Annotated in this window: 29 protein-coding genes; 12 read left to right on the top strand and 17 right to left on the bottom strand. The window is 66.3% G+C overall.

Annotated features, from left to right (window positions below; translation table 11 throughout):
- Nucleotides 1-26: 26 nt before the first annotated feature.
- The 6 genes from J2X44_RS05640 to J2X44_RS05615 all read left to right on the top strand — a co-directional run bounded on the left by J2X44_RS05640 (nucleotide 27) and on the right by J2X44_RS05615 (nucleotide 5,010).
- Entirely contained in the window at nucleotides 27-1,037 is a 1,011-nt protein-coding gene (locus J2X44_RS05640; protein ID WP_310088527.1) for a DNA topoisomerase IB, read from the top strand.
- 21 nt (nucleotides 1,038-1,058) lie between these two features.
- The gene (locus J2X44_RS05635) at nucleotides 1,059-2,264 is read left to right on the top strand and encodes a mechanosensitive ion channel domain-containing protein (protein WP_310088525.1); all 1,206 of its coding nucleotides are present in this window, start codon (nucleotides 1,059-1,061) and stop codon (nucleotides 2,262-2,264) included.
- A gap of 94 nt (nucleotides 2,265-2,358) precedes the next feature.
- Complete coding sequence (locus J2X44_RS05630) at nucleotides 2,359-2,817, top strand: MaoC family dehydratase (RefSeq protein WP_310088523.1); 459 nt, start codon at nucleotides 2,359-2,361, stop codon at nucleotides 2,815-2,817.
- A 118-nt stretch (nucleotides 2,818-2,935) separates the two neighbouring features.
- The gene (locus J2X44_RS05625) at nucleotides 2,936-4,117 is read left to right on the top strand and encodes an acetyl-CoA C-acyltransferase (protein ID WP_310088521.1); all 1,182 of its coding nucleotides are present in this window, start codon (nucleotides 2,936-2,938) and stop codon (nucleotides 4,115-4,117) included.
- Between the two features lies 1 nt (nucleotide 4,118).
- Entirely contained in the window at nucleotides 4,119-4,703 is a 585-nt protein-coding gene (locus J2X44_RS05620) for a carboxymuconolactone decarboxylase family protein (RefSeq protein ID WP_310088519.1), read from the top strand.
- A 16-nt stretch (nucleotides 4,704-4,719) separates the two neighbouring features.
- Entirely contained in the window at nucleotides 4,720-5,010 is a 291-nt protein-coding gene (locus J2X44_RS05615; protein ID WP_310088517.1) for a putative quinol monooxygenase, read from the top strand.
- Nucleotides 5,011-5,191: 181 nt separating this feature from the next.
- Here the strand turns inward: J2X44_RS05615 and soxR are convergent, their stop codons facing one another.
- Complete coding sequence (gene soxR, locus J2X44_RS05610; RefSeq protein ID WP_310088515.1) at nucleotides 5,192-5,662, bottom strand: redox-sensitive transcriptional activator SoxR; 471 nt, start codon at nucleotides 5,660-5,662, stop codon at nucleotides 5,192-5,194.
- Between the two features lie 168 nt (nucleotides 5,663-5,830).
- Here soxR and J2X44_RS05605 point away from each other — a divergent pair, with 168 nt between their 5' ends.
- A complete protein-coding gene (locus tag J2X44_RS05605) occupies nucleotides 5,831-6,277 on the top strand; it encodes a VOC family protein (RefSeq protein ID WP_310088514.1) in 447 nt (148 codons plus the stop codon).
- A 14-nt stretch (nucleotides 6,278-6,291) separates the two neighbouring features.
- Complete coding sequence (locus tag J2X44_RS05600) at nucleotides 6,292-6,756, top strand: pyridoxamine 5'-phosphate oxidase family protein (RefSeq protein ID WP_310088512.1); 465 nt, start codon at nucleotides 6,292-6,294, stop codon at nucleotides 6,754-6,756.
- Between the two features lie 98 nt (nucleotides 6,757-6,854).
- Here the strand turns inward: J2X44_RS05600 and J2X44_RS05595 are convergent, their stop codons facing one another.
- Nucleotides 6,855-7,847: a dipeptide epimerase gene (locus J2X44_RS05595; protein WP_310088510.1), complete on the bottom strand. Its 993-nt coding sequence runs from the start codon at nucleotides 7,845-7,847 to the stop codon at nucleotides 6,855-6,857.
- 24 nt (nucleotides 7,848-7,871) lie between these two features.
- On the opposite strand from J2X44_RS05595, the gene J2X44_RS05590 reads away from it, so the two are divergent.
- Nucleotides 7,872-8,267 carry a DUF1232 domain-containing protein gene (locus tag J2X44_RS05590; protein WP_310088508.1) on the top strand — a complete coding sequence of 132 codons (396 nt, stop codon included), beginning with the start codon at nucleotides 7,872-7,874 and terminating at the stop codon, nucleotides 8,265-8,267.
- Nucleotides 8,268-8,452: 185 nt separating this feature from the next.
- Here the strand turns inward: J2X44_RS05590 and J2X44_RS05585 are convergent, their stop codons facing one another.
- Nucleotides 8,453-9,673: a polyhydroxyalkanoate depolymerase gene (locus J2X44_RS05585; protein WP_310088506.1), complete on the bottom strand. Its 1,221-nt coding sequence runs from the start codon at nucleotides 9,671-9,673 to the stop codon at nucleotides 8,453-8,455.
- Nucleotides 9,674-9,894: 221 nt separating this feature from the next.
- On the opposite strand from J2X44_RS05585, the gene J2X44_RS05580 reads away from it, so the two are divergent.
- Nucleotides 9,895-11,694: an ABC transporter transmembrane domain-containing protein gene (locus tag J2X44_RS05580; protein ID WP_310088504.1), complete on the top strand. Its 1,800-nt coding sequence runs from the start codon at nucleotides 9,895-9,897 to the stop codon at nucleotides 11,692-11,694.
- A gap of 21 nt (nucleotides 11,695-11,715) precedes the next feature.
- Nucleotides 11,716-12,258, top strand: a complete 543-nt coding sequence (locus tag J2X44_RS05575) for a DUF1993 domain-containing protein (protein WP_310088502.1) — start codon at nucleotides 11,716-11,718, stop codon at nucleotides 12,256-12,258.
- Between the two features lie 20 nt (nucleotides 12,259-12,278).
- Here J2X44_RS05575 and J2X44_RS05570 read toward each other — a convergent pair whose 3' ends face one another.
- From J2X44_RS05570 to J2X44_RS05520, 11 genes are all read right to left on the bottom strand, one after another.
- A complete protein-coding gene (locus J2X44_RS05570; protein WP_310088500.1) occupies nucleotides 12,279-12,716 on the bottom strand; it encodes a biopolymer transporter ExbD in 438 nt (145 codons plus the stop codon).
- A 267-nt stretch (nucleotides 12,717-12,983) separates the two neighbouring features.
- The gene (locus J2X44_RS05565; protein ID WP_310088497.1) at nucleotides 12,984-14,099 is read right to left on the bottom strand and encodes an OmpA family protein; all 1,116 of its coding nucleotides are present in this window, start codon (nucleotides 14,097-14,099) and stop codon (nucleotides 12,984-12,986) included.
- Between the two features lie 130 nt (nucleotides 14,100-14,229).
- The gene (locus J2X44_RS05560) at nucleotides 14,230-14,682 is read right to left on the bottom strand and encodes a DUF2793 domain-containing protein (RefSeq protein WP_310088495.1); all 453 of its coding nucleotides are present in this window, start codon (nucleotides 14,680-14,682) and stop codon (nucleotides 14,230-14,232) included.
- A gap of 13 nt (nucleotides 14,683-14,695) precedes the next feature.
- The gene (locus tag J2X44_RS05555; RefSeq protein WP_310088493.1) at nucleotides 14,696-16,873 is read right to left on the bottom strand and encodes a phage tail protein; all 2,178 of its coding nucleotides are present in this window, start codon (nucleotides 16,871-16,873) and stop codon (nucleotides 14,696-14,698) included.
- Nucleotides 16,770-17,288 (bottom strand): peptidoglycan endopeptidase, encoded by a 519-nt coding sequence (locus J2X44_RS05550; RefSeq protein ID WP_310088491.1) that lies wholly within the window; start codon nucleotides 17,286-17,288, stop codon nucleotides 16,770-16,772. Before J2X44_RS05550 ends, J2X44_RS05555 begins: the two co-directional genes overlap by 104 nt.
- On the bottom strand, nucleotides 17,281-18,102 hold the full coding sequence (locus J2X44_RS05545; protein WP_310088490.1) for a DUF2163 domain-containing protein: 822 nt from the start codon (nucleotides 18,100-18,102) through the stop codon (nucleotides 17,281-17,283). The genes J2X44_RS05550 and J2X44_RS05545 overlap by 8 nt, the downstream gene beginning before the upstream one ends.
- Nucleotides 18,096-20,420 carry a DUF2460 domain-containing protein gene (locus tag J2X44_RS05540; protein ID WP_310249369.1) on the bottom strand — a complete coding sequence of 775 codons (2,325 nt, stop codon included), beginning with the start codon at nucleotides 20,418-20,420 and terminating at the stop codon, nucleotides 18,096-18,098. Before J2X44_RS05540 ends, J2X44_RS05545 begins: the two co-directional genes overlap by 7 nt.
- A 205-nt stretch (nucleotides 20,421-20,625) precedes the next feature.
- On the bottom strand, nucleotides 20,626-21,195 hold the full coding sequence (locus J2X44_RS05535) for a tail tape measure protein (protein ID WP_310088489.1): 570 nt from the start codon (nucleotides 21,193-21,195) through the stop codon (nucleotides 20,626-20,628).
- Nucleotides 21,188-21,394, bottom strand: coding sequence for a phage tail assembly chaperone (locus J2X44_RS05530; protein WP_310088487.1), 207 nt, complete (start codon nucleotides 21,392-21,394; stop codon nucleotides 21,188-21,190). The genes J2X44_RS05535 and J2X44_RS05530 overlap by 8 nt, the downstream gene beginning before the upstream one ends.
- Entirely contained in the window at nucleotides 21,395-21,709 is a 315-nt protein-coding gene (locus J2X44_RS05525; RefSeq protein WP_310088485.1) for a gene transfer agent family protein, read from the bottom strand.
- A complete protein-coding gene (locus tag J2X44_RS05520) occupies nucleotides 21,706-22,113 on the bottom strand; it encodes a phage major tail protein, TP901-1 family (protein ID WP_310088483.1) in 408 nt (135 codons plus the stop codon). Before J2X44_RS05520 ends, J2X44_RS05525 begins: the two co-directional genes overlap by 4 nt.
- 48 nt (nucleotides 22,114-22,161) lie before the next feature.
- Here J2X44_RS05520 and J2X44_RS05515 point away from each other — a divergent pair, with 48 nt between their 5' ends.
- The gene (locus J2X44_RS05515; protein WP_310088482.1) at nucleotides 22,162-22,491 is read left to right on the top strand and encodes a hypothetical protein; all 330 of its coding nucleotides are present in this window, start codon (nucleotides 22,162-22,164) and stop codon (nucleotides 22,489-22,491) included.
- 219 nt (nucleotides 22,492-22,710) lie between these two features.
- Here J2X44_RS05515 and J2X44_RS05510 read toward each other — a convergent pair whose 3' ends face one another.
- From J2X44_RS05510 to J2X44_RS05500, 3 genes are read right to left on the bottom strand one after another with little or no spacing between them, the layout of a single operon-like run.
- Nucleotides 22,711-23,103: a DUF3168 domain-containing protein gene (locus J2X44_RS05510; RefSeq protein WP_310088480.1), complete on the bottom strand. Its 393-nt coding sequence runs from the start codon at nucleotides 23,101-23,103 to the stop codon at nucleotides 22,711-22,713.
- Nucleotides 23,100-23,645 (bottom strand): hypothetical protein, encoded by a 546-nt coding sequence (locus J2X44_RS05505; protein WP_310088477.1) that lies wholly within the window; start codon nucleotides 23,643-23,645, stop codon nucleotides 23,100-23,102. Before J2X44_RS05505 ends, J2X44_RS05510 begins: the two co-directional genes overlap by 4 nt.
- On the bottom strand, nucleotides 23,645-23,926 hold the full coding sequence (locus J2X44_RS05500) for a hypothetical protein (RefSeq protein WP_310088475.1): 282 nt from the start codon (nucleotides 23,924-23,926) through the stop codon (nucleotides 23,645-23,647). The genes J2X44_RS05505 and J2X44_RS05500 overlap by 1 nt, the downstream gene beginning before the upstream one ends.
- Between the last annotated feature and the right edge of the window lie 13 nt (nucleotides 23,927-23,939).

The following is a 23,939-nucleotide window of genomic DNA, read 5'->3' as shown; positions in this document are numbered from 1 at the left end:
TCGGCGGGGCGGCGCGCTAATGCCCCATGCCCTCCCCGCGCCTGATCCACGTCGACGACGGCCTGCCCGGTATCGCGCGCGAACGCGTCGGCGACGGTTGGCAATACCGCGATCCCAAGGGCAAGATCATTCGCGACCGCGACGAAATCGCGCGGCTCAATGCCATCGCGCTGCCCCCGGCCTATGAGGACGCCTGGTATTGCCCCGCCGCCAACGGCCATATACTGGCGACCGGTTATGACGCACGCGGCCGCAAGCAATATCGCTATCACCCCGATTTCCGGCTGGCGCGCGAGGCCGACAAATATGACCGCTGCGCCGCCTTCGGCCATGCGCTGCCGCTCCTCCGTGCGCGGCTGGAGAGCGATTTGGCGCGGCGCAACCTGTGTCAGGAGCGCGTCGTCGGCGCGGTCGTCCGGCTGCTCGACCTTGCCGCGCTGCGCGTCGGCAACGAACAATATGTCGCGGCGAACAAGAGTTTCGGGGCGACGACGCTGCGCCAGCGCCACGCCAGGCTCACCGGCCAGACGCTGCGCCTCAGCTACCGCGCCAAGGGCGGCGCCCAAAGAGAGGTCGCGATTAGCGACCGCAGCCTGACGACGTTGGTGCGCCGCCTGCAGGATCTGCCGGGACAGAAGCTGTTTCAATATGAAGACTATAGCGGCGTCTGCGCGGTCGCGTCCGAAGACGTCAACGCCTATATCCGCGAAGCAATGGGCGACGAATTCAGCGCCAAGCATTTCCGCACCTGGTCGGCCAGCGTCGAGGCCTTTGCTTTCCTGTACGACGCGCCCGAACGGCCGACGCTCAAAGTGATGCTCGAGCATGTCGCGGGCCATCTCGGCAACACCCCCGCGATCGCGCGCAAGGCCTATGTCCATCCGGCGATGATCGCCGCGGCGCAGGACCGCAGCGATTTCGCCGCAGCCGCCGGGGCATTGCCGCGCGCGGCAAAATATCTTTCGCGTTACGAACGCGGATTTTTGACCTATCTGGAGCGCGCGCCGGGCGCCGCGGCGTTGCTCCGCTCTGCCTGATCCAGCTTCACGAGGACCGACTTGACCTTCTCTATCCTTGCCGCGGCGCAGACTGCGGCCACCAAGACTGCCACCGCGGCGCCTGCGACCAGCGACCCGCTCGCCGACATCCGCGCCTGGTGGGACAGCAGCGTCGCGTGGGTGAACAGCCATTGGCTGCAGATCGGCATCGCGATCGCTGCGGGTCTGACAATCTATTTCCTGCTGTCGATGATCCGCGGCTTTGCGCTGAAACGCGCGCAGGCGACGCCGGGTGAATTCACCCTGACCCACATCGTCGGGCGGGTGATCCACAAGACCAAGTCTTTCGTGCTGGCGATCATCGCGATCCGCATGGTCGCCGGCTATGCCCAGCCGCCCGCGGTGATCCTGCAGATCATTCAGCTGATCTTCACCGTCGCGGTGGTGTTGCAGGTCGCGATCTGGGCGCGCGAAATCATTCTGGGCCTGATCCAGCGCCGCGCGTCCGACGGGCACAATGAAACGCTGTCGAACGCGATGGGGATCATCCGCCTGTTGATCAGCGTCGCGCTGTTCGCCATCGCGGCGATCGTCATCCTCGACAATATGGGGGTCAATGTCACCGGGCTGGTCGCCGGTCTGGGCATCGGCGGCATCGCCATCGGCCTCGCCGCGCAGGGGATTTTTTCGGACCTGTTCGCATCGCTGTCGATCATTTTCGACCGGCCGTTCCGCGTCGGCGAGACGATCAAATATGACACCAGCACCGCGACGGTCGAGCGTATTGGCCTCAAAAGCACCCGCCTGCGCTCGCTCAACGGCGAATTGCTGGTGATTTCGAATACCAATTTGCTGGGCAAGGAGATCACCAACTTTGCGCATCTCCACCGCCGCCGCATCACCTTCACCATCGGGGTCATCTATCAGACGACCCCGACTATGCTGCGCGACCTGCCTGCGTTGCTCGAGGAGCAGGTGGTCGCTGCGGGACAGGAATTTATCCGGTCGAGCTTCCTCACCTTCGGCCCCTCCAGTCTCGATTTCGAATTGTTGTTCGACGTGTTCAGCGACGAATTCGACGTCGTCGCCGCGGCGCGCACCGATGTCGGCATCCGCGTGTTCGAGGCGATGGCCAAGGCCGGATATGAATTTGCCTATCCGACCCAGACGACCTTCACCGCCGCCCCCGACGGCACGATGATCATGCCCTTTGCCGAGTCCCCGAAACCCAAGGCGACCGCGGCGAAGGCGGCCAAGCCCGGCTGACGCTACGGCGCCTTGGCATGACCGCTTGGCCCTTGTGCAACGCGGCAAGACAGGCCTAGAACGCGCCCCGAACCAATGATCGAGGGGATGAGCGATGGCCACAATCACGCCGCAGGAATTGCAGACAAAGGTCGGTGAGCATCTCGGCACGTCGGATTGGGTGCTGGTCGATCAGGACATGATCAACAAATTCGCCGACGCCACCGGCGACCACCAATTCATCCATATCGACGAGGAAAAGGCCAAGCTGACGCCGTTCGGCGGCACGATCGCGCACGGTTTCCTTACCCTGTCGCTGATGCCGATGCTGGGCCAGAGCACCGATGGTCCCAAGGTCGGCGGCGTCAAGATGGGGGTCAATTACGGCTGCAACAAAGTGCGCTTCCTGGCCCCGGTTCGTTCGGGCAAGCGCGTGCGCAGCCATATCAAGCTGCTTGAGCTCGAAGAAAAGCGCCCCGGCCAGTGGCAACAGACCAATGAAGTGTCGGTCGAGATCGAGGGCGAGGAAAAGCCCGCGCTGATCGCCGAATGGATCAGCCAGTTTTTCGTTTGAGCTAATTCCCCCCTCCCGCTTGCGGGAGGGGTCGGGGGAGGGTCTGTCGGCCCTGCATCCCCACTGACATGCCCCACCCAAACCCTCCCCTGAAGGGGAGGGCCTAAGGAGAAAAATCATGCGTGACGCCGTCATCGTTTCCACCGCCCGCACCCCGCTGACCAAAGCGGGCCGCGGTTCGTTCAACAACACGCTGTCGCCGACGCTGGGCGCCTTTTCGGTCAAAGCCGCCGTCGAGCGCGCGGGCCTCGAAGGCGGCGAGATCGACGACGTAGTGTTCGGCGCCGCGATGCAGCAGGGGTCGCAGACGATGAACGTCGCGCGGCTGATCGCGCTGCGCGCCGGGCTGCCCGTCACCGTCCCCGGCATGTCCATCGACCGCCAATGCTCGTCGGGTCTGATGACGATCGCCACCGCAGCGAAGCAGATCATCGTCGACCGCCAGGACATCTGTGTCGCCGGCGGCATCGAAAGCATCTCGAAGGTCAGCGGCAGCGGCAAGGTGTTCGTCGAAACCGACGCCGAGCTGATCGCGATGCACAAGGACACCTATATGCCGATGATCGGCACCGCCGAGGTCGTCGCCAAGCGTTACAACATCAGCCGCGAAGCGCAGGACGAATATTCGCTCCAGTCGCAGCAGCGCACCGCCGCGGCGCAGGCCGCGGGCCTTTATGCCGACGAGATCGTCGCGTGCAACGCGACGATGGCGGTAATGAACAAGGAAACCAAGGAAGTCAGCTTCCACGACGTCGTCGCCGACAAGGACGAATGCAACCGCGCCGACACCACGCTGGAAGGCCTCGCCAGCCTGAAGCCGGTGATGGGCGAAGGCCACACGATCACTGCGGGCAACGCCAGCCAGCTCGCCGACGGTTCGTCGGCGTGCGTCGTGATGGAAGCCAAGGTCGCCGAAAAGCGCGGCCTCCAACCGCTGGGCCGCTATGTCGGCATGGCCGTCGCGGGCACCGAACCCGACGAAATGGGTATCGGCCCGGTGTTTGCCATCCCCAAGCTGCTCGAACGCTTCGAGCTGAAGATGGACGACATTGGCCTGTGGGAACTCAATGAGGCGTTCGCGGTGCAGGTGCTCTATTGCCGCGACAAGCTCGGCATTCCGAACGAGCTGCTCAACGTCAATGGCGGCTCGATCTCGATCGGCCACCCTTTCGGCATGACCGGCGCGCGCTGCGTCGGCCACGCGCTGCTCGAAGGCAAGCGCCGCGGCGTCAAATATGCCGTCGTCACCATGTGCATCGGCGGCGGCCAGGGCGCAGCGGGCCTGTTCGAGGTCTTCTGATTTGCGCCTGAACGCTCCGCGTATCGAGCCGGTCGATTTGGACCGGCTCGATGCCGACCAGCGCGCTGCGCTCACACCCTTCCTGGCTTCCGATGGGGGCAAGGTCGGCGGCGGCAAGATCCTCAACATCTTCCGCACCCTTGCCCATGCGCCCAAGGCGCTCACCGCGTTTCTTACGTGGGGCAATTATATCCTCTCAAAGCGCAATGCGCTGAGCCCGCGGGACCGCGAACTCGTCATCCTGCGCACCGGCTACAACTGCCGCTCGGGCTATGAATGGACCCAGCACAAGCGCATCGGGCTCGATTGCGGGCTGACCGAAGACGAGATCGCGCGCATCAAGGCAGGGCCGGATGCGGACGGCTGGAGCGAACTCGATCGCGCGATGCTGTGCGCGACCGACGAGCTGACCGGCGATCATTTCGTCACCGACGCGACTTGGGCCGCGCTGGCGCCGCTCGGCGACAAGGGCCGAATGGATTTGGTGATGACCGCCGGCCAGTACACGCAGGTTTCGATGATCTTGAACAGCTTTGGCGTGCAGGTCGAGGACGGCTGGGACGTCGACCCCGATCTGAAAGCCTGAACCCAAGGAGAATGACATGAGCGGTATCGGTATCATCGCGACCTTGCGCGTCCAGTCCGGCAAGGAAGCCGAATTCGAGGGCGTCTTCGCCGAACTCGCCGCCGCAGTCGCGGCAGACGAGCCCGGCAACGGCTATTACAAGCTGTTCCGCACGGACGATGCGGGCGTGTACAAAGTCCTGGAATGTTATGACGACGAGGCCGCGGTCGAAGCGCACCGCGCGTCGGACCATTTCCGCACCCTCGGCGCCAAGCTGGGCCCCTGCATGGCCGGGGCGCCCGAGATCGAGAAGCTGAGCGCGGTATAAAGCCGGAAACGGCCGCTTTCGACCGATTGCGGACGTTCCGCATTTCTTGACTTCGTCGTTCCCGCGAAAGCGGGGACCCAAAGCGTGCGTCGGCGGGCCTGTCCCTGGGTTCCTGCTTTCGCGGGAATGACGAGAGTGGGGAATGTCCGCCCTCACCCCAAAGCCGCATTTTCCAGCACGCTCACCCGACCTCCGCAATCTCCCCTGCCCGGTCGCCCATCACATAACGCGGCCCCGCGCCGCGCTGCGCCGCCTTGTCCTGTGGGTTATACAGCCCGCATTTTTTCAGGCTCAAGCACCCGCAACCGATGCAATTGCCGAGCAGTGCGCGCGTCCGCTCCAGCGCCGCGATCTGGCCGTCGATCCGCGCGCGCAGCGCGGTGCTGATCCGCGTCCAGTCAGCCCCGTTCGGCGTCCGCCCGGCGGGCAGCCTGCCAAGCTCGGCCGCAATCTCCCCCAGACTCAGCCCCAGTTGCTGCGCGATCAAGATGAACGACACGCGGCGAATGTCGGCGCGCAGGAAGCGCCGCTGGCCGCCGCCGGTGCGGAGCGCTTCGACCAGCCCCTTCGCCTCGTAAAAGCGGATCGCCGACACCGCGACCCCGGTGCGCGCCGAAAGTTCGCCGATGGCAATAAGGTCGGTGCGGTGCATCTCATTCTCCGTCTCGTCATTGCGAGGAGCCGCAGGCGACGCGGCAATCCAGAGTCGCGGAAGACGCCCTGGATTGCGTCGCCTCGCTCGCAATGACGAATAGCCTTGATCTAAACCTCACTTGAACTTGCAAAATCCGCAACGTCAACCCGAATCAGGAGCAATCACGTGACGCGTCCCTTCATCGAGCATGTCAATCTGACGGTCAGCGACCCCGATCGCACTGCCGCCATTCTCTCAGCGATCTTTGGTTGGCACGAACGCTGGCGGGGTCCGGCGCGCGATGGCGGGCGCACCATCCACCTCGGCAGCGAAGCCGCCTATGTCGCGCTTTATACCGGCCGCGACGGCCAACATGCCGGCGCCCAATATTCAAAGGGCGCCCCGCTCAACCATATCGGCGTGCAAGTCGATGATCTCGACGTCATCGAAGGCCGGGTAAAGGCCGTCGGCCTCGTCCCGTTCGAGCACGGCGATTACGAACCCGGCCGCCGCTTCTATTTCTTCGATCCCGACGGCATCGAATATGAAGTCGTCAGTTACGCCGAGCAAAAAACCACGCTCAGCCGAGCAACATACGAACGGTTGTCGCGTTTAGATGTCATGCTGAAATGAAAAGGAGCCCGATCATGAGCGACGACATCAAGAAACAATTCTGGAAGGCGCTGGCCGACAGCCCCTATGTCATGATCGGCGCGACCGGCGGGCGTGAGCATCATATTCCGATGAACGCCCAGCTCGACAAGGACGCCAATAGTGCTTTCTGGTTTTTTACTTCGACCGACAACCGCTTGGCGGGCGGTGGTCCAGCCATGGCGCAGTTCGCTTCGAAAGGCCACGACCTGTTCGCGTGCATTTCGGGAACTCTGGTTCACGAGAGCGACCGCGCGGTGCTCGACCGGCTGTGGAACAACGGCATCGCGGCCTGGTACGAGGGCGGCAAGGATGACCCCAAGCTGGTCCTGCTCCGCTTCGACTTGGCCAACGCCGAAATCTGGACCGCCGACCCCGGCATCAAGGGCATCTTCAAACTGATGACCGGCATGACGATGAAGGAAGGCGAACTGGGCCAACACGCCGAAGTGGCGCTGTAACTATCCGTCGTTCCCGCGAAAGCCGGGACCGCTGTCGGTCTTAAGCTGCCCTATAAGGGTAGAACGATGGCGGCCCCCGCCTTCGCGCGGGCGACGGCTTAGCCCACCCGCGGCCCGATCCGCCCCTCGCGAAACTCGAAGCCGCCCTCGCGGTCGCGCTCCAGCAGCGCGGGACCGTCGAGATCTACCCATTTCGCGCGCTGCGCCAGCACGAACGCAGGCGCGATCGCCAAGCTGGTCGATAGCATGCACCCGACCATGATCGACAGCCCCGCCGCGTCGGCGGCATCGGCGATCCGCAGCGCCTCGGTCAGCCCGCCCGCCTTGTCCAGCTTGATATTGACCCCGTCGTAAAATGCACCGATCCGCGCGATATCGGCCGCAGTCTGACAGCTTTCGTCGGCAACAAAGGGTATCGGCGCGTAAATCGGATCGAGCAAAGCGTCGGCTCCGACCGGCACCGGCTGCTCGATCATTTCAACCGCCATGTCGGCCAGCGCCTCGGCCTCGCTCAACAGGTCGATCCCGCCCCAGCTTTCGTTGGCATCGACGATCAGCCGCGCTTCGGGTGCGCCTTTGCGGACCGCGGCGACGCGCAGCCGGTCATCCTCGCCGGTCAGCTTGAGCTTGAACAGGCGATAGCCATCAGCGGCGGCAGTCGCAGCCTGTTCGGCCATCGCCCCCGGCGACCCTAGCGAGATCGTGAAGGCGGTGACTCGCGCGGTCGGCGCCCCGTCACAGCCCACAAGCTGCCACAGACGCAGTCCGCGCTGCTTCGCCTCCACATCCCACAGCGCACAATCGAGCGCGTTGCGCGCGGCGCCGGGCGCCATCAGCTCCTGCACTGCGGCGCGCGCATCGGCAGCGCCTAGCGCGGCGATATGCGGCGCGACATGCAGCAACTGGTCGCGGCACCCTGCCGCATCCTCGCCCAGATAAGTGATCGGGGTGCCCTCGCCGCGTCCGACCGCGCCGCCACACTCGACCTCAGCGACGACGACATCGACGAATGTGCTGGCGCCGCGCGCGATCACGAATGATCCCGCAACCGCCCAACGTTCGACCCGCGCGCTTTTCAGTTGGATAGCCATGCAGGAAGGCTAATGTAGATCGCAATGACCGGCAAATCCCTTTCCGAACGCATCGGCGACCTCGGCCACCGCCTAGCGGTCGAGGCGCACGCCGCCTGGTTCGCCGCTCGCGATTCGCGAGTGCCGATGCTCGCGCGTTTCCTGGCGGTCGCCGTCGCCGCTTATGCGCTGTCGCCAATCGACCTGATCCCCGATTTCATTCCGGTGTTGGGGTGGCTCGACGACCTGTTCATTGTGCCGCTGGGATTATGGGCGGTGCGCCGCCTGATCCCCGCCCCGCTGTGGCAGGAACTCCATGCCGCCGCCGAAGCCGCGAGCGAACGCCCGTCGAGCCGTAGCGGCCTGGCGTTCATCCTGCTGTTATGGGCGGGATTGCTCTATCTGGTCTATTGGGCGGTGCGGACGTCGCCCATGCATTGAAAGAGGCGAACCCGGTGGTGCGCTGGTCGGCTTTGGGGTGGAGAGCTGCCATACCCCACCCTCGTCATTCCCGCGAAAGCGGGAACCCAGGGACAGGCCCGCCGACGCACGCTTTGGGTCCCCGCTTTCGCGGGGATGACGAAGTCAAGAAATGCGGAACGTCCGCAACCGGTCGCAACCCGACCTCACCCGCCGTTGCTGCGGATCCACCCTTCGACCACCGGCGCAATATCCTCGCGCCATTTGCGGCCGTTGAAGATGCCATAATGGCCGACCGTCTTCGCCATCAGGTATTTCTTCTTCTCGGTCGGCAGCGATTTCGCCAGCGTCAGCGCCGCCTTGGTCTGACCGATTCCTGAAATATCGTCGCGCTCGCCCTCGATCGCCAGGATCGCAATATCCTCGATCGCATTCAGATCGACCGGCTGGCCACGGTGCAGCATCTCGCCCTTGGGCAGCGCGTGGCGCTGGAACACCACATCGACGGTCTGCAGATAGAATTCGGCGGTCATGTCGCACACCGAGCGATATTCGTCATAGAATTCCTTGGTCTTGTCGGCCTCTTCGCCGTCACCGTCGACCAGATGTTTGAACATCGACCAGTGGCTCATCATGTGATTGCCCAGGTTCATCGACATGAAGCCGGCCAGCTGCAAAAAGCCTGGATAAACGCGGCGTCCGGCGCCCGGATAATAAGCGGGGACCGTGGCGATGACATTTTCCTGAAACCACGCATGCGGCCGCGTCATCGCATGCTGGTTGACCGCCGTCGGCGCCTTGCGCGTGTCGATCGGTCCGCCCATCATCGTCAGCGTCGCAGGGCGGCACTTGTTCTTGTCCGCCGCCATGATCGCGGCGGCGGCCAGCGCCGGGACCGACGGCTGGCACACCGCCAGCATATGCGCGCCGGGGCCGATATGCTCCATCCAGCCGATCAGATAATCAATATAGTCGTCGAGGTCGAACTTGCCCGCTTCCAGCGGCACGTTGCGCGCGTCACGCCAGTCGGTGATCCACACGTCATGCCCGGGCAGCATCCTTTCGACCGTGCCGCGCAGCAACGTCGCATAATGGCCCGACATCGGGGCGACGATCAACAACTTCGGCGCGTCCGTCGTGCCCTTATGCTTGAAATGCTTGAGCTGACCGAACGGCTTGCGCGCCTCGATCGCTTCGGTCACGCGAACTGTTTCGCCATCGACCTCGGTTTCGTACAGCTCGAACCCCGGCTTGCCGCGCGGCGCCGCAGCATGCGCGAACACTTCCAGCGCCGAGGCGAACTGCGGACTGCCGCCGAAATAGCCGAGCGGGTTCGCCGGATGTTGCATCACCTGCGCCCCCGCGGTCGCCAGCGCACTTGCGCCCGCCAGCCAGCTTTTCTGCATTTCAAAGGCGTGATACAACATATGCGATGGTTCCTTGGCAGCCCCGGCGCTCTTCGGGCGACCGTTTGTCGGCACCAGTCTAGGGCTTCCGTCTCATTGTGCAATGCATCATAATCGGTTTTGACGCGGAACTTTGCTCTGTTTCTGCATCCTTCGGCGTGCAGCACCGCTTCAAAGCGCTTGAAGCAGAGGGTCATTCTGCGCCGTTGAGCGCGGCCAGCGCCACTGCTAGGGCCAATGCGATGGCCAGCACCCCCGACCCCTCCGCCGCAAAAACCCCCGCGCAGCCGCGCCGCAAGCTCGGCAGCCTCAGGATGATTTGGCATTATGCCAGCGCCTATCCGCTGCAACTGGCGATCGCCGCGGTCGCGCTCGGGATCGCGGCGCTCGCGACGCTGGCGATCCCCTGGCAGTTCAAGGAAATGATCGACAGCGGCTTTGTCGCCGGCGGCGGCGACGTCGCGCCGCATTTCCGCCTGTTCTACGGCATCGTTCTGACCCTCGCTCTCGCCACGGCGCTGCGCTTCTATTTCGTCAGTTGGCTTGGGGAACGCACCGTTGCCGACATCCGCCAGGCGGTTCAGCGCAACCTGCTCCGCCTCGCACCGGGGTTCTTCGAGGAAAACCGTCCGTCCGAAATCGCCTCGCGGATGACATCGGACACCACGATCATCGAACAAGTCGTCGGCACCACCGTCTCGGTGGCGCTCCGGAACATGGTGATGGGAATCGGCGGCATCGCCTATCTGTTCACCCTGTCGCCAAAGCTCACCGGCGGTATCCTGCTCGGCATCCCGGTCATTATCATGCCGATCGTCCTGCTTGGCCGCCGCCTGCAGAATGTGTCGCGGTCGAGCCAGGACCGCGTCGCAGACATCGGCGCCACCACCTCCGAACAATTGGGCGCGATGAAGATCGTCCAGGCGTTCGGCCAGGAAGATCGCGAAGCCGCGCGCTTCGCCAGCGCGGTCGAAGCGACCTTCGCCACCGCCAAGCGCCGCATCCGCCTCCGTGCGATCATGACCGCGATCGTCATCGGCCTGCTGTTCGGCGCGATTACCACCCTGCTGTGGTACGGCGCCGAAGGGGTCGCCGCGGGGACCATCACCGGCGGCACCATCGCCGCATTCGTTCTCACCGGCGGGCTGGTCGCGGGCGCTTTCGGCGCACTGACAGAAGTCTATGGCGATCTTCTGCGCGCCGCGGGGGCCGCCGAACGGCTGAGCGAACTGCTCAACGCGGAAGCCAGCATCGCCCCGCCCGCGCAGCCGCGCGCCTTCCCCGAACCATCGCTCGGCACGCTCGAATTCGCGCAGGTCGAATTCCATTATCCGACCCGCCCCGACGCTCCGGCGCTCCATGATTTCAACCTCGCGATCCAGCCGCGCGAGACGGTGGCGATCGTCGGTCCCTCGGGCGCCGGCAAATCAACCCTGTTCCAGCTCGCCGAGCGGTTCTACGACCCGCAGGGCGGGCAAATCCTGCTCGACGGCGTCCCGCTGACCGAGGCCGACCCCGCCGACATTCGCGCCCGCATCGCGATGGTGCCGCAGGAAACCGTCATCTTCGCCGCTTCGGCGCGCGACAATCTGCGCTACGGCAATTGGGACGCGACCGACGAACAATTGTGGGACGCCGCGCGCGCCGCCAATGCCGAAGAATTCCTCCGCAAGCTGCCGCAAGGACTCGACACCTTCATGGGCGAAGGTGGAGCCCGGCTGTCGGGCGGGCAGCGCCAGCGCGTCGCGATCGCCCGGGCCCTGCTCCGCCGCGCGCCGCTGCTGCTGCTCGACGAGGCGACCTCGGCGCTCGATGCCGAATCCGAAAAGCTGGTGCAGGACGCGCTGGAAACATTGATGCACGATCGGACAACGATCGTCATCGCGCACCGGCTCGCTACCGTCCGCGCCGCCGATCGGATCATCGTGATGGACAACGGCCGGATCGTGGAGGAGGGCAAACATGACGCGCTCGTTGCCGCCGACGGTCTCTATGCCCGCCTCGCGCGCCTGCAATTTCAGGACAATCTTGCCCCCGCCTGACCCCATGACCCTTCGAAGGATATGACGATGCTTTACGACATGACCGTGCCGGCCTACCGGAACGGCCTCAACGCACTGTCCGCCCAGCTCGACAAGGCACTCGCCTGGGGTGAGCAGAATGGCGTCGGCGAACTGCAATTCATCGTCGCGCGCCTCGCGCCCGACATGTTCCCGCTGGCCGCCCAAGTGCGGTTCACCTGTTCGCAAGCGGTCCAGCCGCCGACCCGCCTTGGTGCAGTCGGCGCCCCCGCTCTGACCGATGACGCAACCGACTTCGCAGGCCTCCAGACGCAGATCGCGACGACGCTAGCGTGGCTCGATACGATCGATGCCGCCACGCTCGACACTGCCCCCGATCGCCCGATCGCTTTCGATCTGCCGAACGGCATGGCCTTCGACATGACCGCCCGCACCTACGTCCGCGATTGGGCACAACCGCAGTTTTACTTCCACGCGGTCGCCGCCTATTCGATCCTGCGCCACATGGGCGTACCGCTCGGCAAGACCGATTATGTCGGTTATATGATGGCGTATCTGCGCCCCGGCACCGCGCCCGCCGCCTGACTACGGCGGAAGCGATCGGTTCAGATCAGCCCGGCATATTCGCGAATCCCCGGAAAGGCGAGTTTCGACCCGCCGTTGCGCCGGATCGCGCCGATCGCCTCGTCGACGCGCAGGTAGCGCGCCCGCGCATCGGGTTCGAGCAGGATTGCCGCGGGCTCGGGGCGGTCGGCCGCCTGTTTGACCAGCATGCCCAGTTGGGCCAGATCGACCGCTTCATCATTCCAGCGGATCACGTCGGCGGTATCGATGGTCACCCGGTTTTCGTCGGCAATCGGAATCCCGATGCCGTCCGCAGGCAAGGTCACATCGACGCTATGCGTCGGCGGCGGGATGGTGATGATGAACATTACCAGCATCACCAGCATGACGTCGATCAGCGGCGTCGTATTGATGGCGGGATCGCCATTGGGGTCGGCGCGAAAAATGCTGCGATGAAACTGGCTGCGGCGTTGGCGCATCGTCTCTCTCCCGGTCGGGGTCGATCGCACCGTGATTGCCGGGCGCTCGCCCATCATCAAGGGCCCAAGACCGTCTCGCGCCCAAATTGTGATGGTATATCATAAATTGATCGGGGCAAGCGGAATTTGCCAACGGCATCGCTCCGCCATCACCGCGTACCGCGCGGCAAAGTCGGGTGCCGCGCATCGCACCCATGAAGAAAGGGCGGCGCCTTGCGGCACCGCCCCTCTTTTCGTTCCAGTCCCAGTCGGGAGCGGAAACCGATCTTACATGCCCGAGTTCGGACCGTAAGTGATTTCCACGCGACGGTTCTGGTCGTTGCGGACGCCATCGGCGGTGGCAACGGCCGGGCGGCTTTCGCCGAAGCCCTGCGCGCTGATCGAGCCATCCGAGATACCGCGAGCGGTCAGGTAGCTGCGAACCGCGGTGTTGCGGCGTTCCGACAGACCGACGTTGTAGGTGGCCGAACCCGAACGGTCAGCGTGACCGGCGAGCATGACCTGCGTACCCGTGCAACCACGGTTATAGGCGCTGATCGCGTTGTCGAGCGTCGAAGCGGCTTCCGGCGTGATGTTCGACTGATCCCAGTCGAAGTACACGATGTACGGCCCAGGCTCACACTGCACGACCGGCGGCGGCGGCGGGGGCGGGGGCGGCGGGGGAGGCGGCGGCGGCGGCGGCGGCGGCGGGGCCACAACCGGCTCCGGTGCACCACCGAAGTTGTACGTCAGCGTACCGAGGATCGAGTGCGAACGGAAGCGCGTCGAAACGTCGCGGCCAGCCTGATCGACCAGGTCGATGTTGTCGGCGTTGAAGAAGCGATACTTCAGGCCAACATCCCAGTTGGTGCTCAGCGGCGCGCGAACGCCGGCGATGGCCTGCCAGGCAAAGCCCGTATCCGAGTCATCGATGAACGGGCCGGCGAACACGGGTTCAACCGACACGCGGGCAACACCGGCACCACCGCCGACAAAGCCCTGAAGGCCGTCGTCGTCGCCGAAGTCGAGCATGCCGTTGACCATGAAGCTCAGCGCATTGGTGTCGCCGTTCAGCGCGGTCGAACCGGTGAACGTGCCAGCGCCATTGGCGCTGTTCGGGATCCCGGGGTTGGTGAAGCGGCCCGACTTGATGTCGGCTTCACGATAGCCGACTTCGACTTCAGCGCGGAAACCGCCGAAATCATAACCGACGGTACCTTCGAAGTCATAACCCGCACGATGATCGACCGAACCGGCATTGTTGAACGTGCCAATATCGAGATCAAGGTCTTCGACCAGCATAGCACCAGCACCAACACCCACGTACCAGGAGTCGTCGCGCGCCAGAGCAGGCGAAGCCAGGGCGGTGGAGGCCAATGCCATAGCGACGGCAAGCTTCCTCATAGTAATTCCCCTTTCAAATTGAGATATACGTCTCGGCAGACGTCCTACTCGCCGCTTTGGTTCCGTGCAAGCGAACAAATCGTCAATCTGTTGCCAAAAAGTCGCACTTTAAAAACCAATGCTCAGAAATTCAGCCTGAGATCAGAAGACCCTGCGCCTCAAGCGCGGCGATGAGCGTGGTCAGCGTGCTACGCGCTTCGGTGTCCGCTGTCGAGCCGCCCGAAGGAGCACTGATCGCCACCGGCGCCACCCATTCCCCCGCCTCGAATCGCAGCCGCGCCCCGTCGGTCAGGCGCGTCACCTGCATCGCCGGCGACGCGGCGGCAAAACGCCATCCCCCGACCGTCCACAGCGCGATGGCGGTCGCCTGCCCGGCCCAGGCACCCGTCGCTGCCGCGCCGACCAGCCAGCATTGCCCCGGCACCGGCGCCGACGGCGGGTCGTTCAGCGGCCCCGCCATAACCGCGGCATGAACCAGCGCGTCGATCAGGGTCAGCGCCTCATTGTGCGTCATTTCCTTTTGCGCCTGCGCCAACGCCAGCAATGGCAAGGCAAAGCGCGGGGTCAGCGGTATGTCGGTCATGGCATCATCCTCTTCAGGTCAGCGGCAAAGACAGCGGCGGCGACAGCGCAAAATCGCCGACCTGGCGAATCAGGATCGCGGTGCCGGTAGGCAATCCAGCCAGGTCCGCCGCCGCAAGATGCAGCGTCGGTGCGTCGCGCTCCCACGGCGCCCGCCCGGGCACGGGCGGCGACAACGCGATACGCCACGCCTCGCGTCCTTCGCCCAGCGGCAGGTCTGTATGGTCGCGCCAGCCGGTATCGACGCGGCTGCGGCGGCGCCAGCCAATGACGACACCGCCCGCCCCATCGGGCACCACCCGGCCATGCACCGGCGCCAGCGGCCGCAGCGCGCTGGTCGCCGCGGGAACCGCCATCTCGGTCATCGCCGTCGCGCCGCGCGGTGTCCATTGCAGCAGTGCGCCGCCGCTTTCCGCCGCCGTGGCGAGCGTTTCGGGCAACAGCATCGGTGCGCCATCATCGATCAGAACAAAAGGCGCACCCGCCGGATGCCCCAACGCCTGCGCCGTCCCGGCGCGGCCACGCAGCAAATGCGACAGGCGCCACGCGCCCGCTCCCACCGCCTCGGCGACACCGAACTGCACCAACTCGTTGCCCACCATCGCCCGATTGGCACCGCCCAGCAGCGCCGCGTCGCCGACCGATTCCAGCGTCATCGCCGGGTTGACCAGCGTCACCATCAGGGTCGCGGCGCGGTCGAACAGCATTTCGCTTCCCGTCGCCAGCGGCGCTGACAACTGCCCCAGCGCCGCCGCCGGCCGCACCGTTCCCAGCGCGATGGGCTCGGCCCCGGCGACCGGCACGAACCAGCAATCGGCACCGCGCCAGCCATCATTGCTGCCCGCAGCAGCGATCAGAACCCGCGCCGACACGGCGCCCGGGCTTCCCAGATTCGGCAGATCGAACAGCTGCACCGTCCCGACCGCATCGGGCCAGTCGGGCGCGCGCACCGGGATCCCCGGCGCGGCGGGCAGGTCGGCGGCGGGCACTGGTTGGTGCCGCTTCAATTCGATCAATATCTCGTTCGCGCGCACCGTCCGCGCCGCGAGGCGCCATGCGCTGCCATCAGCCAGCGTCACGACATGCCCGACCGGCAGTGCCAGCGCCGCCAGATCGGCCTGCCAGATCAATGTCTCGCGCCCATCCGCCGCCGCCGCAGCCAGGCGCTGCGCCAGCGCCCGTGCCGACGGCGCCGGCAACACTGCGGGCAGGTCGATCCGCTCCTCGCGCACGCCGCCCCCCGCGACCTGGCTTGCCTGCTGCCCCAGCTGATAATCGCGTTCAGGTTCATAGTGGCGCAGCCGGATCGACCCCGGCAACGACGACAATGGCGCGCGTTGGCGCTCGATTGCATCGTGCTCGATTTCCATCCGCAGCGCCTCGCAAAAACCGCTCAGCATCAGCGGCGCGCCGGTCAACTCTGCAGGGGCCAGCCGCCACTGCTCCGAACCGGTCGCCACCCGCACACCATCGACATCGAACAACGGCGCCAGCGCGTCGCGCGCCCGGTCGCCCGACGCGGCATAGCCGGTGAACGGCCACGCCCCGAAACATCGCCCGGTCTCGCCCAACAGGCGATCGCCGATCATCCCGGCATCGACCGTTCCCGTGTCGGCCTCTACTTCAAAGGTCAGCGAGGGAATCCGGTTGCCAAAGGCGCCCAGTTCAAGCCCCTCGAACACCGCATAGGCCAGCCCGCGAAAAGCGCTCGCCGACGTCATTCCGGTCGCCGAAGCAATCAACGGGTCGACGGCCTGGTCCTCGCCGCCGTCATGCCAGCGAAACGTGCAGCGCTCCTGAAACGTCCCGCTGGTGCCGCGCAGTAGGTTGCCGTCGGCCCAGATGCGCCGGATCGCGCGGATCGGACGCGACGACAGCGCGACCGCCAACGACACCGCATAGCTATATTCGGTCGTCGACGGCCGCCCCTTGCCGCCGCCGCGTTTGCTCCGCCGTTCGATCAGGTCGGTCGCCCAGACCACGCTGCCCGCGACGCGCATCGTCCCGAACAGCTGTGGGATTTGCTGGCCATAGGTTGATGCCTGGACCTTCAGATCGGCGAGCCGCGGCCCCTCGCGCCCTTTCGGCTTAAAGATCTGGGCATCGACCTGTTGCCCCAGCGCCGCGCCGATCGCAGCGCCCACCGGTCCCCCAACGATCCCGCCGACCACCGTCAGCACCAACGTCGCCATCGTCATCCCCTGTCTCTATAAATCGCCACCGCACCGCGTCGGGTGCCAGCGCATCAATCGGCGTCTCAACCACGCACCGCAAACCGGCGTGGGCATGGACAAATGTTGTCACCCCGATCAGCCCCAGATGGAACTGCCTCGCCGGGCATCCAATCAGCGCCACATCGCCAACGCGTGCGGCGTCCTCGACCGGGGAGAACCCCGCCGCCGTCAACCCCGCCTCGACCTGTGCCCGCGACCAGCCGCGCAACGGATAGTTTGATGGCGCTACCAGTCGCTCGCCGACCGCCCTATAGGCGGCCCAGACCAGCCCGACGCAATCGACGCCCGTCGCCGGGTCGCGGCCCTGCGGGCGAAACCGCGCGCCGACCATCGTCTGTGCCGCTGCAAAGGCGCGGCTGGCGCCGTCAGCCACCGGGATAACGGGTGAGCAGATCATTGCCCGGCAGATGGGCCTCACCGCGAAAATTGATCGCATTGGCAAAGCGGTCGCGGCACGTCGCCAGCTGCTTGTCGCATCCTTCGATCAGCCGCACCCGCACCGCGCCCGCCACCGAAAACGCCGGTCCTTCGGCCAGTTGCAACACCGCGCCGTCGGCCGCGATCACCGGGCTGGACAAGCCGCAATTGGCGCCCTCGATCCACCGCAATTCGCCGAACGCCAGTCCCGCCACCGCGCTGTCCAGTGTGACCGCCCGCCCGGCGACCGCCACCACGCGCCGGACATGAGACAGCGGCGCCAGATCGACCCGGCACGCCCAGTCGCCCAGCATCGCGCGGCACGACGGCGACGTCGCCGGGCACACCGGCCGGTCGAGCAACCGCGTCACCCCCTGCAACTCCGCCGCGAACGCCGCCCCGCGCCGCTCGATCGCTCCCAGCGATCCGCGCGCCACCGTCACCGGCGCCGCTTCCGATTCGGTCCAGTCGGTCACGAACAATTCCAGTTCGGCGCCGTCCCAGCGCCCCGCATCCAGATCGCGCGCCGCAATCGCATCGCTCGCGATTGCGCCCTCGAGGTCCATCGTCGCCGCCTCCAGGCTGTCGCTCGTCTCCAGCGCCGACGGCTTCATCCCCGGCGCGGCGCGATAGACCAGTCCGCCGACCAGCAGGTCGCGGTCGTGCGAGGTCAGCCCGATCACCACCCCGTCGCGCCGCGCCAGCCGCCAGCACCACGCCAGCGTCACGACTTCGGCGCGCAGCCAGTCGGGCGCGGCCAGCATCACCATGGCGCCCGCACCTCGACCAGCGGCACGCGCGCAATCTCGCCCGCCAGAAAGGTCGCGCGGCTCGCCTCCAGCCGATCCTCGGCAAAGCGCACCGGCACATCGAACAGAAATCCGGCGCGCACCGCGATCCCTGCAGCGGGCGCCACATCCAGCAGCACCTCACCCGCGCCCGTCACCGAAAACCCCGCCGTCTCGATCCCATCGACCGACACCCGCACGCTCCCCGCCACCGGCAGCCGGATCGCGCGCACCTGCTCGGCGTCCCCCGCACCATAAAGTTTCACCAGCGCAAACTGCCGCCGCACCCCGTCGCCGACCCCCAGCATCTGGTCGCTTGCCGTCGGCAATCCGCCATCGGCCGCCGAACTCGCATCGAACGGATCGCGAAAGCGGAACCCCCGCGCCGCCCCGCGCCGCGCGCGGAAAAAATCCGCCAGCACCCGCACATCGGCCTCGGACCTTATCCCCGGCCCAGCATCATAAGCCATCCGCGCCTCGGCCCATTCGCTCGCCCGCTGTTCATGCCCCGATGGCGAGCTCACGATTTGGGTCGAAAATTCGGTCGCCACCATCGCCTCGCGCCCGATCGCCAGCGGGAAATCCACCGCATCAAAAGCCTGCACCTCATCCTCCCCGTCGAAAGCCACGAACCCGTCGCGCGCCACTTGCGGCAGCGCCCACACGAACGTCCGCGCCACCCCCGCCCGCCGCGCCGCGTCGGCGGCGTCGGCGATCGCCCGCCACTGCCCGCGATCCTCCGCGTCCAGCACAAAGCCCGAAAAATATTGCTGCTCGTCAGCCGGATAGCCCAGTCGCACTACCATCGCCGCCCGCGCCCCCGCGGTCTCGGCGCCGCGCCCTGCGGTCACCCAATCATAATCCTCCAGCTGCAACACATCGAAAGCCGGCTTCGCCCACGCCAGCGGCACATTGGCCCGCCGCACCTCGGGCGCCGCCGGGTCGAGCACAGTCGGCAAAAACACCAACAGAAAGGACTGAAGCCCTGCCGCCCCCGCCTCATGCCGCGCCGCCGCGACCAGCGCCGCCGTCGATGTCGCGAGCAACGCCCCCAAAGCGTCCAGCATCGCCCGCTGCGGCGCGCTCAGCGTCCCGCGCACGTCGGCAATCGCGACGCTCGCCTCGCCCAGTGCCGCACCCGTCGCACCATCATAACCACAGATCTTGCCGCCCGGATTGACCCACCACCACGGCTCGCCGACCTGGAATTTCGGCGCCAGCCCCGCATCACGACCGATCGCGACAAACGCCCGCGCGACCAGCTGCAAATATCCCATCGCCGCCGCATTGGCGGGCGACAACAGGGTCGATGGCGGCACCCACCCGGTCAGCGCCGGGGCGCCGTCGGCATCGCGCTGTTTCCAGCTCGCCGGGCAATAGGCGTCGAACACCTCATAGGACAGCGACCAGATCAGCCCCAGCCCCGCCGCCGCGCACCCCGCCGCCAGCGCCCGGTGCCATTCGCGCGCGGGCCGGTTCAGCGCCCCGCCCGCCAGGCTGACACAAAACCCGTCGCCGCCGGGTTCGAGCCGCATATAATGGCTCATCCCGACATAATGGACGACATCGCCGCGATAGCCCAATTGCGCGATCTGCCGCACCACCCGCGCCGGGGTCAGGTGATAGCAATCGTCATAGCCGTTGGTCATGCCCAGCGCGGTTTCGGGCAGCACCGCATCGCCGATCGCCAGCACCGATCCCGATCCCGAACAGGCGATCGCGCTCATCTCGGCCCAGCCCTCGACCGACGCCGCCAGCACCCCATCGGCGCCATCATAGGTCGGCGGCACCAGCGAGATGAACATCCGGTCCACGTCCCCCGCCCACACCGGATCGGCCTCGCCGGGCAGCAGGAACCCGCCGTCCAGCGCATCGAAATCCAGCGTGACGACCGCATCTTCCGCCGTCCCGACCGCATAATTCCACGACCGCACATACCAGGCACGCGGGCTCCCCGCCGCATCGCGTCCCTCGATGGTCAGCGTCGGCCCGTGCAGCGCATCGAGCGGCTTGACCCCGCCCGACCGCCACCGAAAGCTCAGCTGCGTGCGCCGGAAATCGCGCTTCGTCTCATACGCCAGCAGCGGATGATCCCAGCGATCCTCGCTTTCCCAAATCAACCCCGCCAGATCCTGCTTGCGGTAAAACACCGCCTCGACGCGCAGCGTTCGCGGTGCCGGATCACTCACGCTCGCCATCATCGGCCGCGCGAAATCGACCGTCCAAAAGCGCGGATCGAACCGCTTCACCCAACCCTTGCGATGATGCGGCTCGGCCGCCGCCACCAATGCCCAGCCCATCACGACAGCCTTTCCAGGTGACATCACCATCCCTTCCCCTTCAGGGGAGGGGCAACGAAACTCGCGAGCTTGCTCGCCAGTGAAGTGGGGTGGGCGAGCAGCACAGCGCCCAACAACCGGCTGTTCCCCGGCGTTCGCCGGGGCACAAATCCTTCTTCTGCAATGGACAATCGCGGACGGGGTCAGGCCTACAAAGAAGTGTGGCTCAATCTTCCCCACTAGCCACCGCTCGACGCACCGCGCGCGCCAGCTGCCGCCCGGTCTGCGCCAGCCGTTGTGGCTCGCTGTCCGTCTGCCCCTGCACATTCACCGTGATCGCGATATTGCGCGCGCCGCCGCCTGCCGCCTCGATCCGCCCGCTCGCGGTCGGCACGAACAGCTCGGGTCCGCGCTCGCCGACCCGATAGGCGCGCCCGGCGCTCACCGGGCCGCCCGTTGCGCGTCCCGGCGCCCCGAACAGCGACAGCGCCAGCGCCAGCAGACCACCGCCGCCCTGACTCGCGCCTGATCCGCCGCCGCCCAGCGCCCCGATCCCGTTCGAAATCGCGGCGCGTGCAATGTCGGCCATCACCGCCAGCGCCAGCCGCTTCAGATCCTCGAACCCCAGCTTGCCCGCCACGATCGCGCGGCTCAGCGCGCGTTCGATCGCCCGCCCTGCCGCATCGGCGCCAGACCCCAGCGACCCCTCCAGCTCACCACGCAGCGCCGCAATGTCGCGCCGGAACGCGCTGGTGTCGGCGCGCACCGCCACCACCATCTCGTCGATCTCATCCATCGGGAAATTTCTCCATCAGTGCGGCCAGCGCGCCGCCGTCGAATGTCGCTACCGCTTCTGCCTCGACCCAGCCGGCCAGCACCGCGCGAACATCGGCAGGCGTCGCCGCCCAGAAATCATCCGGCCGCCATCCCGCAACGCGCGCCATCACACCCGCCAGCGTGACCGCGGCCAGACCCACTCGATCATTCGACACCATTCACCGCCCCGACAATATCTGCCCCAGCAACACGCGCAGCGCCGGGGTCACCGCCGCCAGCCCCTGCGCGACAACCGCCTCACCTACCGCCTCACGGCTCAGCCCCTCGGGCCGATCCCGCACACAGTGCCAGAACAGCACCGCCAGCTCGCCCAGTCCCAGCCGTCCGTCCGCCGCGCGCTCGATCAGCGCGAACAGCGGCCCCAGCTCGCCCTCCGCCGCGACCAGCGCGGCAAAGCTCGGGCGCAACACAAACACCTCGGCGCCAACCCGCAATTCCGCCTCGCCGCGCAGCGCATTCGCCGCCGCGCTCACAGGCTCACCACCGCGCCGCTCGATTCCAGGTTCAGTGTGTAATTGCGCTCGCCGTTATAATCGCCGGCATAGTCCAGCCGCGTCACCAGGAACCGCCCGCGCAGCCGCTCGCCGCTTTCGAAACTCAGCTCATAATCGTCGATCGTCCCCGCCAGCGCATGACCGCGCACCCGTACTTCCGCCGCCGAACCGGTAAAAATCCCTGCTGCGCTCACCGAAACCGATCGCACCCCGGCGCCCGACAACAGCGCGCGCCAGCCGCCCGAATCCTTGGTCGTGACGTTCACCGCCTCGCCGTTCACCGACAGCTGCGTCGTCCGTAATCCCGCCACGGTCTGATAGGTCGGCGGCGCCGCGCCATTGCCGACCTTCAGCAGAAAAGTGCTCCCATTTTCAATTGCCATCGTCTAATCTCCTCATCATAAAACCATCCGAAACCGGGGAGTCACAGGATGCTGATCACGACATTGCTTTTGGCCGCCATGGTCCAGTCGCCGACCGTCGACACGACGCGCGCGGCCTTCACCAAATGCCTGCGCGACGACATGAAAAAGGCGCTCGAGGCCAAGGTCGAAGAGGTCGAATATGAAATGGCGCTGAAAGCCAATTGCAGCACCGAACGCGATGCGTTCCGCAAGGCGGTGATCGCGCTTGGCCGCTCAGGCGGCGACTCGGCGGCCGTCGCGACCGAAGACGCCGACATGCAGGTCGAAGATTACCACGCCAATTTCACCGACAAGTTCAAGGATTACAAAGCGAACAACTCGCTGCCCGGCGATTGATCCTCAATATAGTTTGCGTACCTGAAGCGGGCGTCAGCTTTTGGGGTAGAAAACGGCCATCCCCCACCCTCGTCATTCCCGCGAAAGCGGGAACCCAGGGACAGGCCCGCTGACGCACGCTCTGGGTCCCCGCTTTCGCGGGGATGACGACCTGAAGGGATGCGGAATTTCGCCTATTCGTCTGCATCAGACGATCCCCGCTCTCTCGCGGGGGCCCGCTCACCCCGCCAAACACCGGCACCGCACGACCACCTCGTGCCGCCAGCCGCCCTCGCGCAAGAAACCGAACCGCGTCCGCACCACCCGCGCGCCAACGATCGACCACCCGCCCGCCACCCCGCGCATCGCAGCCACCACCGCATCGATCCGTCCGGTCGCCGCATCGTCGACCGCGGCGCCCACCCCGACCAGCACCAGCGTCAACCGCACCTCGCGCCCAGCCCAGTCCTTGGTGCCCCAGTCGGTCCCCTCCGCGCCGCCAACCGAAACATAGGGCGCGCTGGCCCGCTGCGGCGTGCCATCGAAAACGCCATGCACCAACCCCGCCAGTTCGGCGTCGCCCGCCAGCAACGCCAGCGCCCTGGCGCGCACCGCCTGCTCTGCGCCGCTCATTGTCCGCTGCCCAGCGTCATCCGCCGCCACGGTTGCCACAGCGCCGCAATGGCTGCGGGCGGCGCGACCGGCGCGGTATCGCGGGCATCGTGCAGATGCTGAACCATGCGCACGATACCCTGACGGATGGCTTCGGGAATCCCGTTGGGATTTTCGGCGATCCCGGCGCGGTAGGTTACCCGCACCCGCTCGGCATCGCCAGGCTGCGCGATCATCAGCTGCCCGCTGCCATCGCGCCCGTGGCGCAGCCGGTATCCGCCCGCCTCCAGCACCGTCTCATCGCCAGCCGGGCTCAGCAGCACCGCGGTCTCGACCATAGCAACCGGCCGCGCGGTCAACCGCACCTGCCCGGCGCGTAGCGGCAGCACCTCCTCGGTCGCGCGGATGACCAGCCAATGGCTGATAAACGCCTCGCAAATATTGGTCGCGGCGCGGACCAGTCCGGCAACTACGGCATCGTCGATCGTCGAGCCCAGCCGCAACCAGCCACGCGCTTCGTTCAGGCTCACCGGGGCATCGCCCGGTAACAGACCAGCCGTCATCACCGGTCCTCCACGCGGACGGTCATCGACCGCTCGTCGATTTGCCCGTCGCTCAGCGTCACCCGGTTGGTGACCCGATAGACATGGCCGGCAACCCCGCCCGTCAATGTCGCCGTCGATTGCATCAGGTCGTGCGCGGCCGCCGCCACCGCGACGCCGTCGGCCTCGGCCGGGACGATCGCCCACACGCTCGCCAGCACCGCCTGGCCGCCGGGATAGGCCGCCGCCCAGTCGAATTCGAAATCGATCCGGCTGTCCGGATCCTTCACGATCATCGTCATCGCCATTCCTTTG

This window comes from Sphingopyxis sp. BE259, assembly GCF_031457495.1.
Taxonomy (GTDB): domain Bacteria; phylum Pseudomonadota; class Alphaproteobacteria; order Sphingomonadales; family Sphingomonadaceae; genus Sphingopyxis.
Note: the sequence above shows the minus strand (reverse complement) of the source record. Positions and strands in the feature narration are given on the sequence as shown.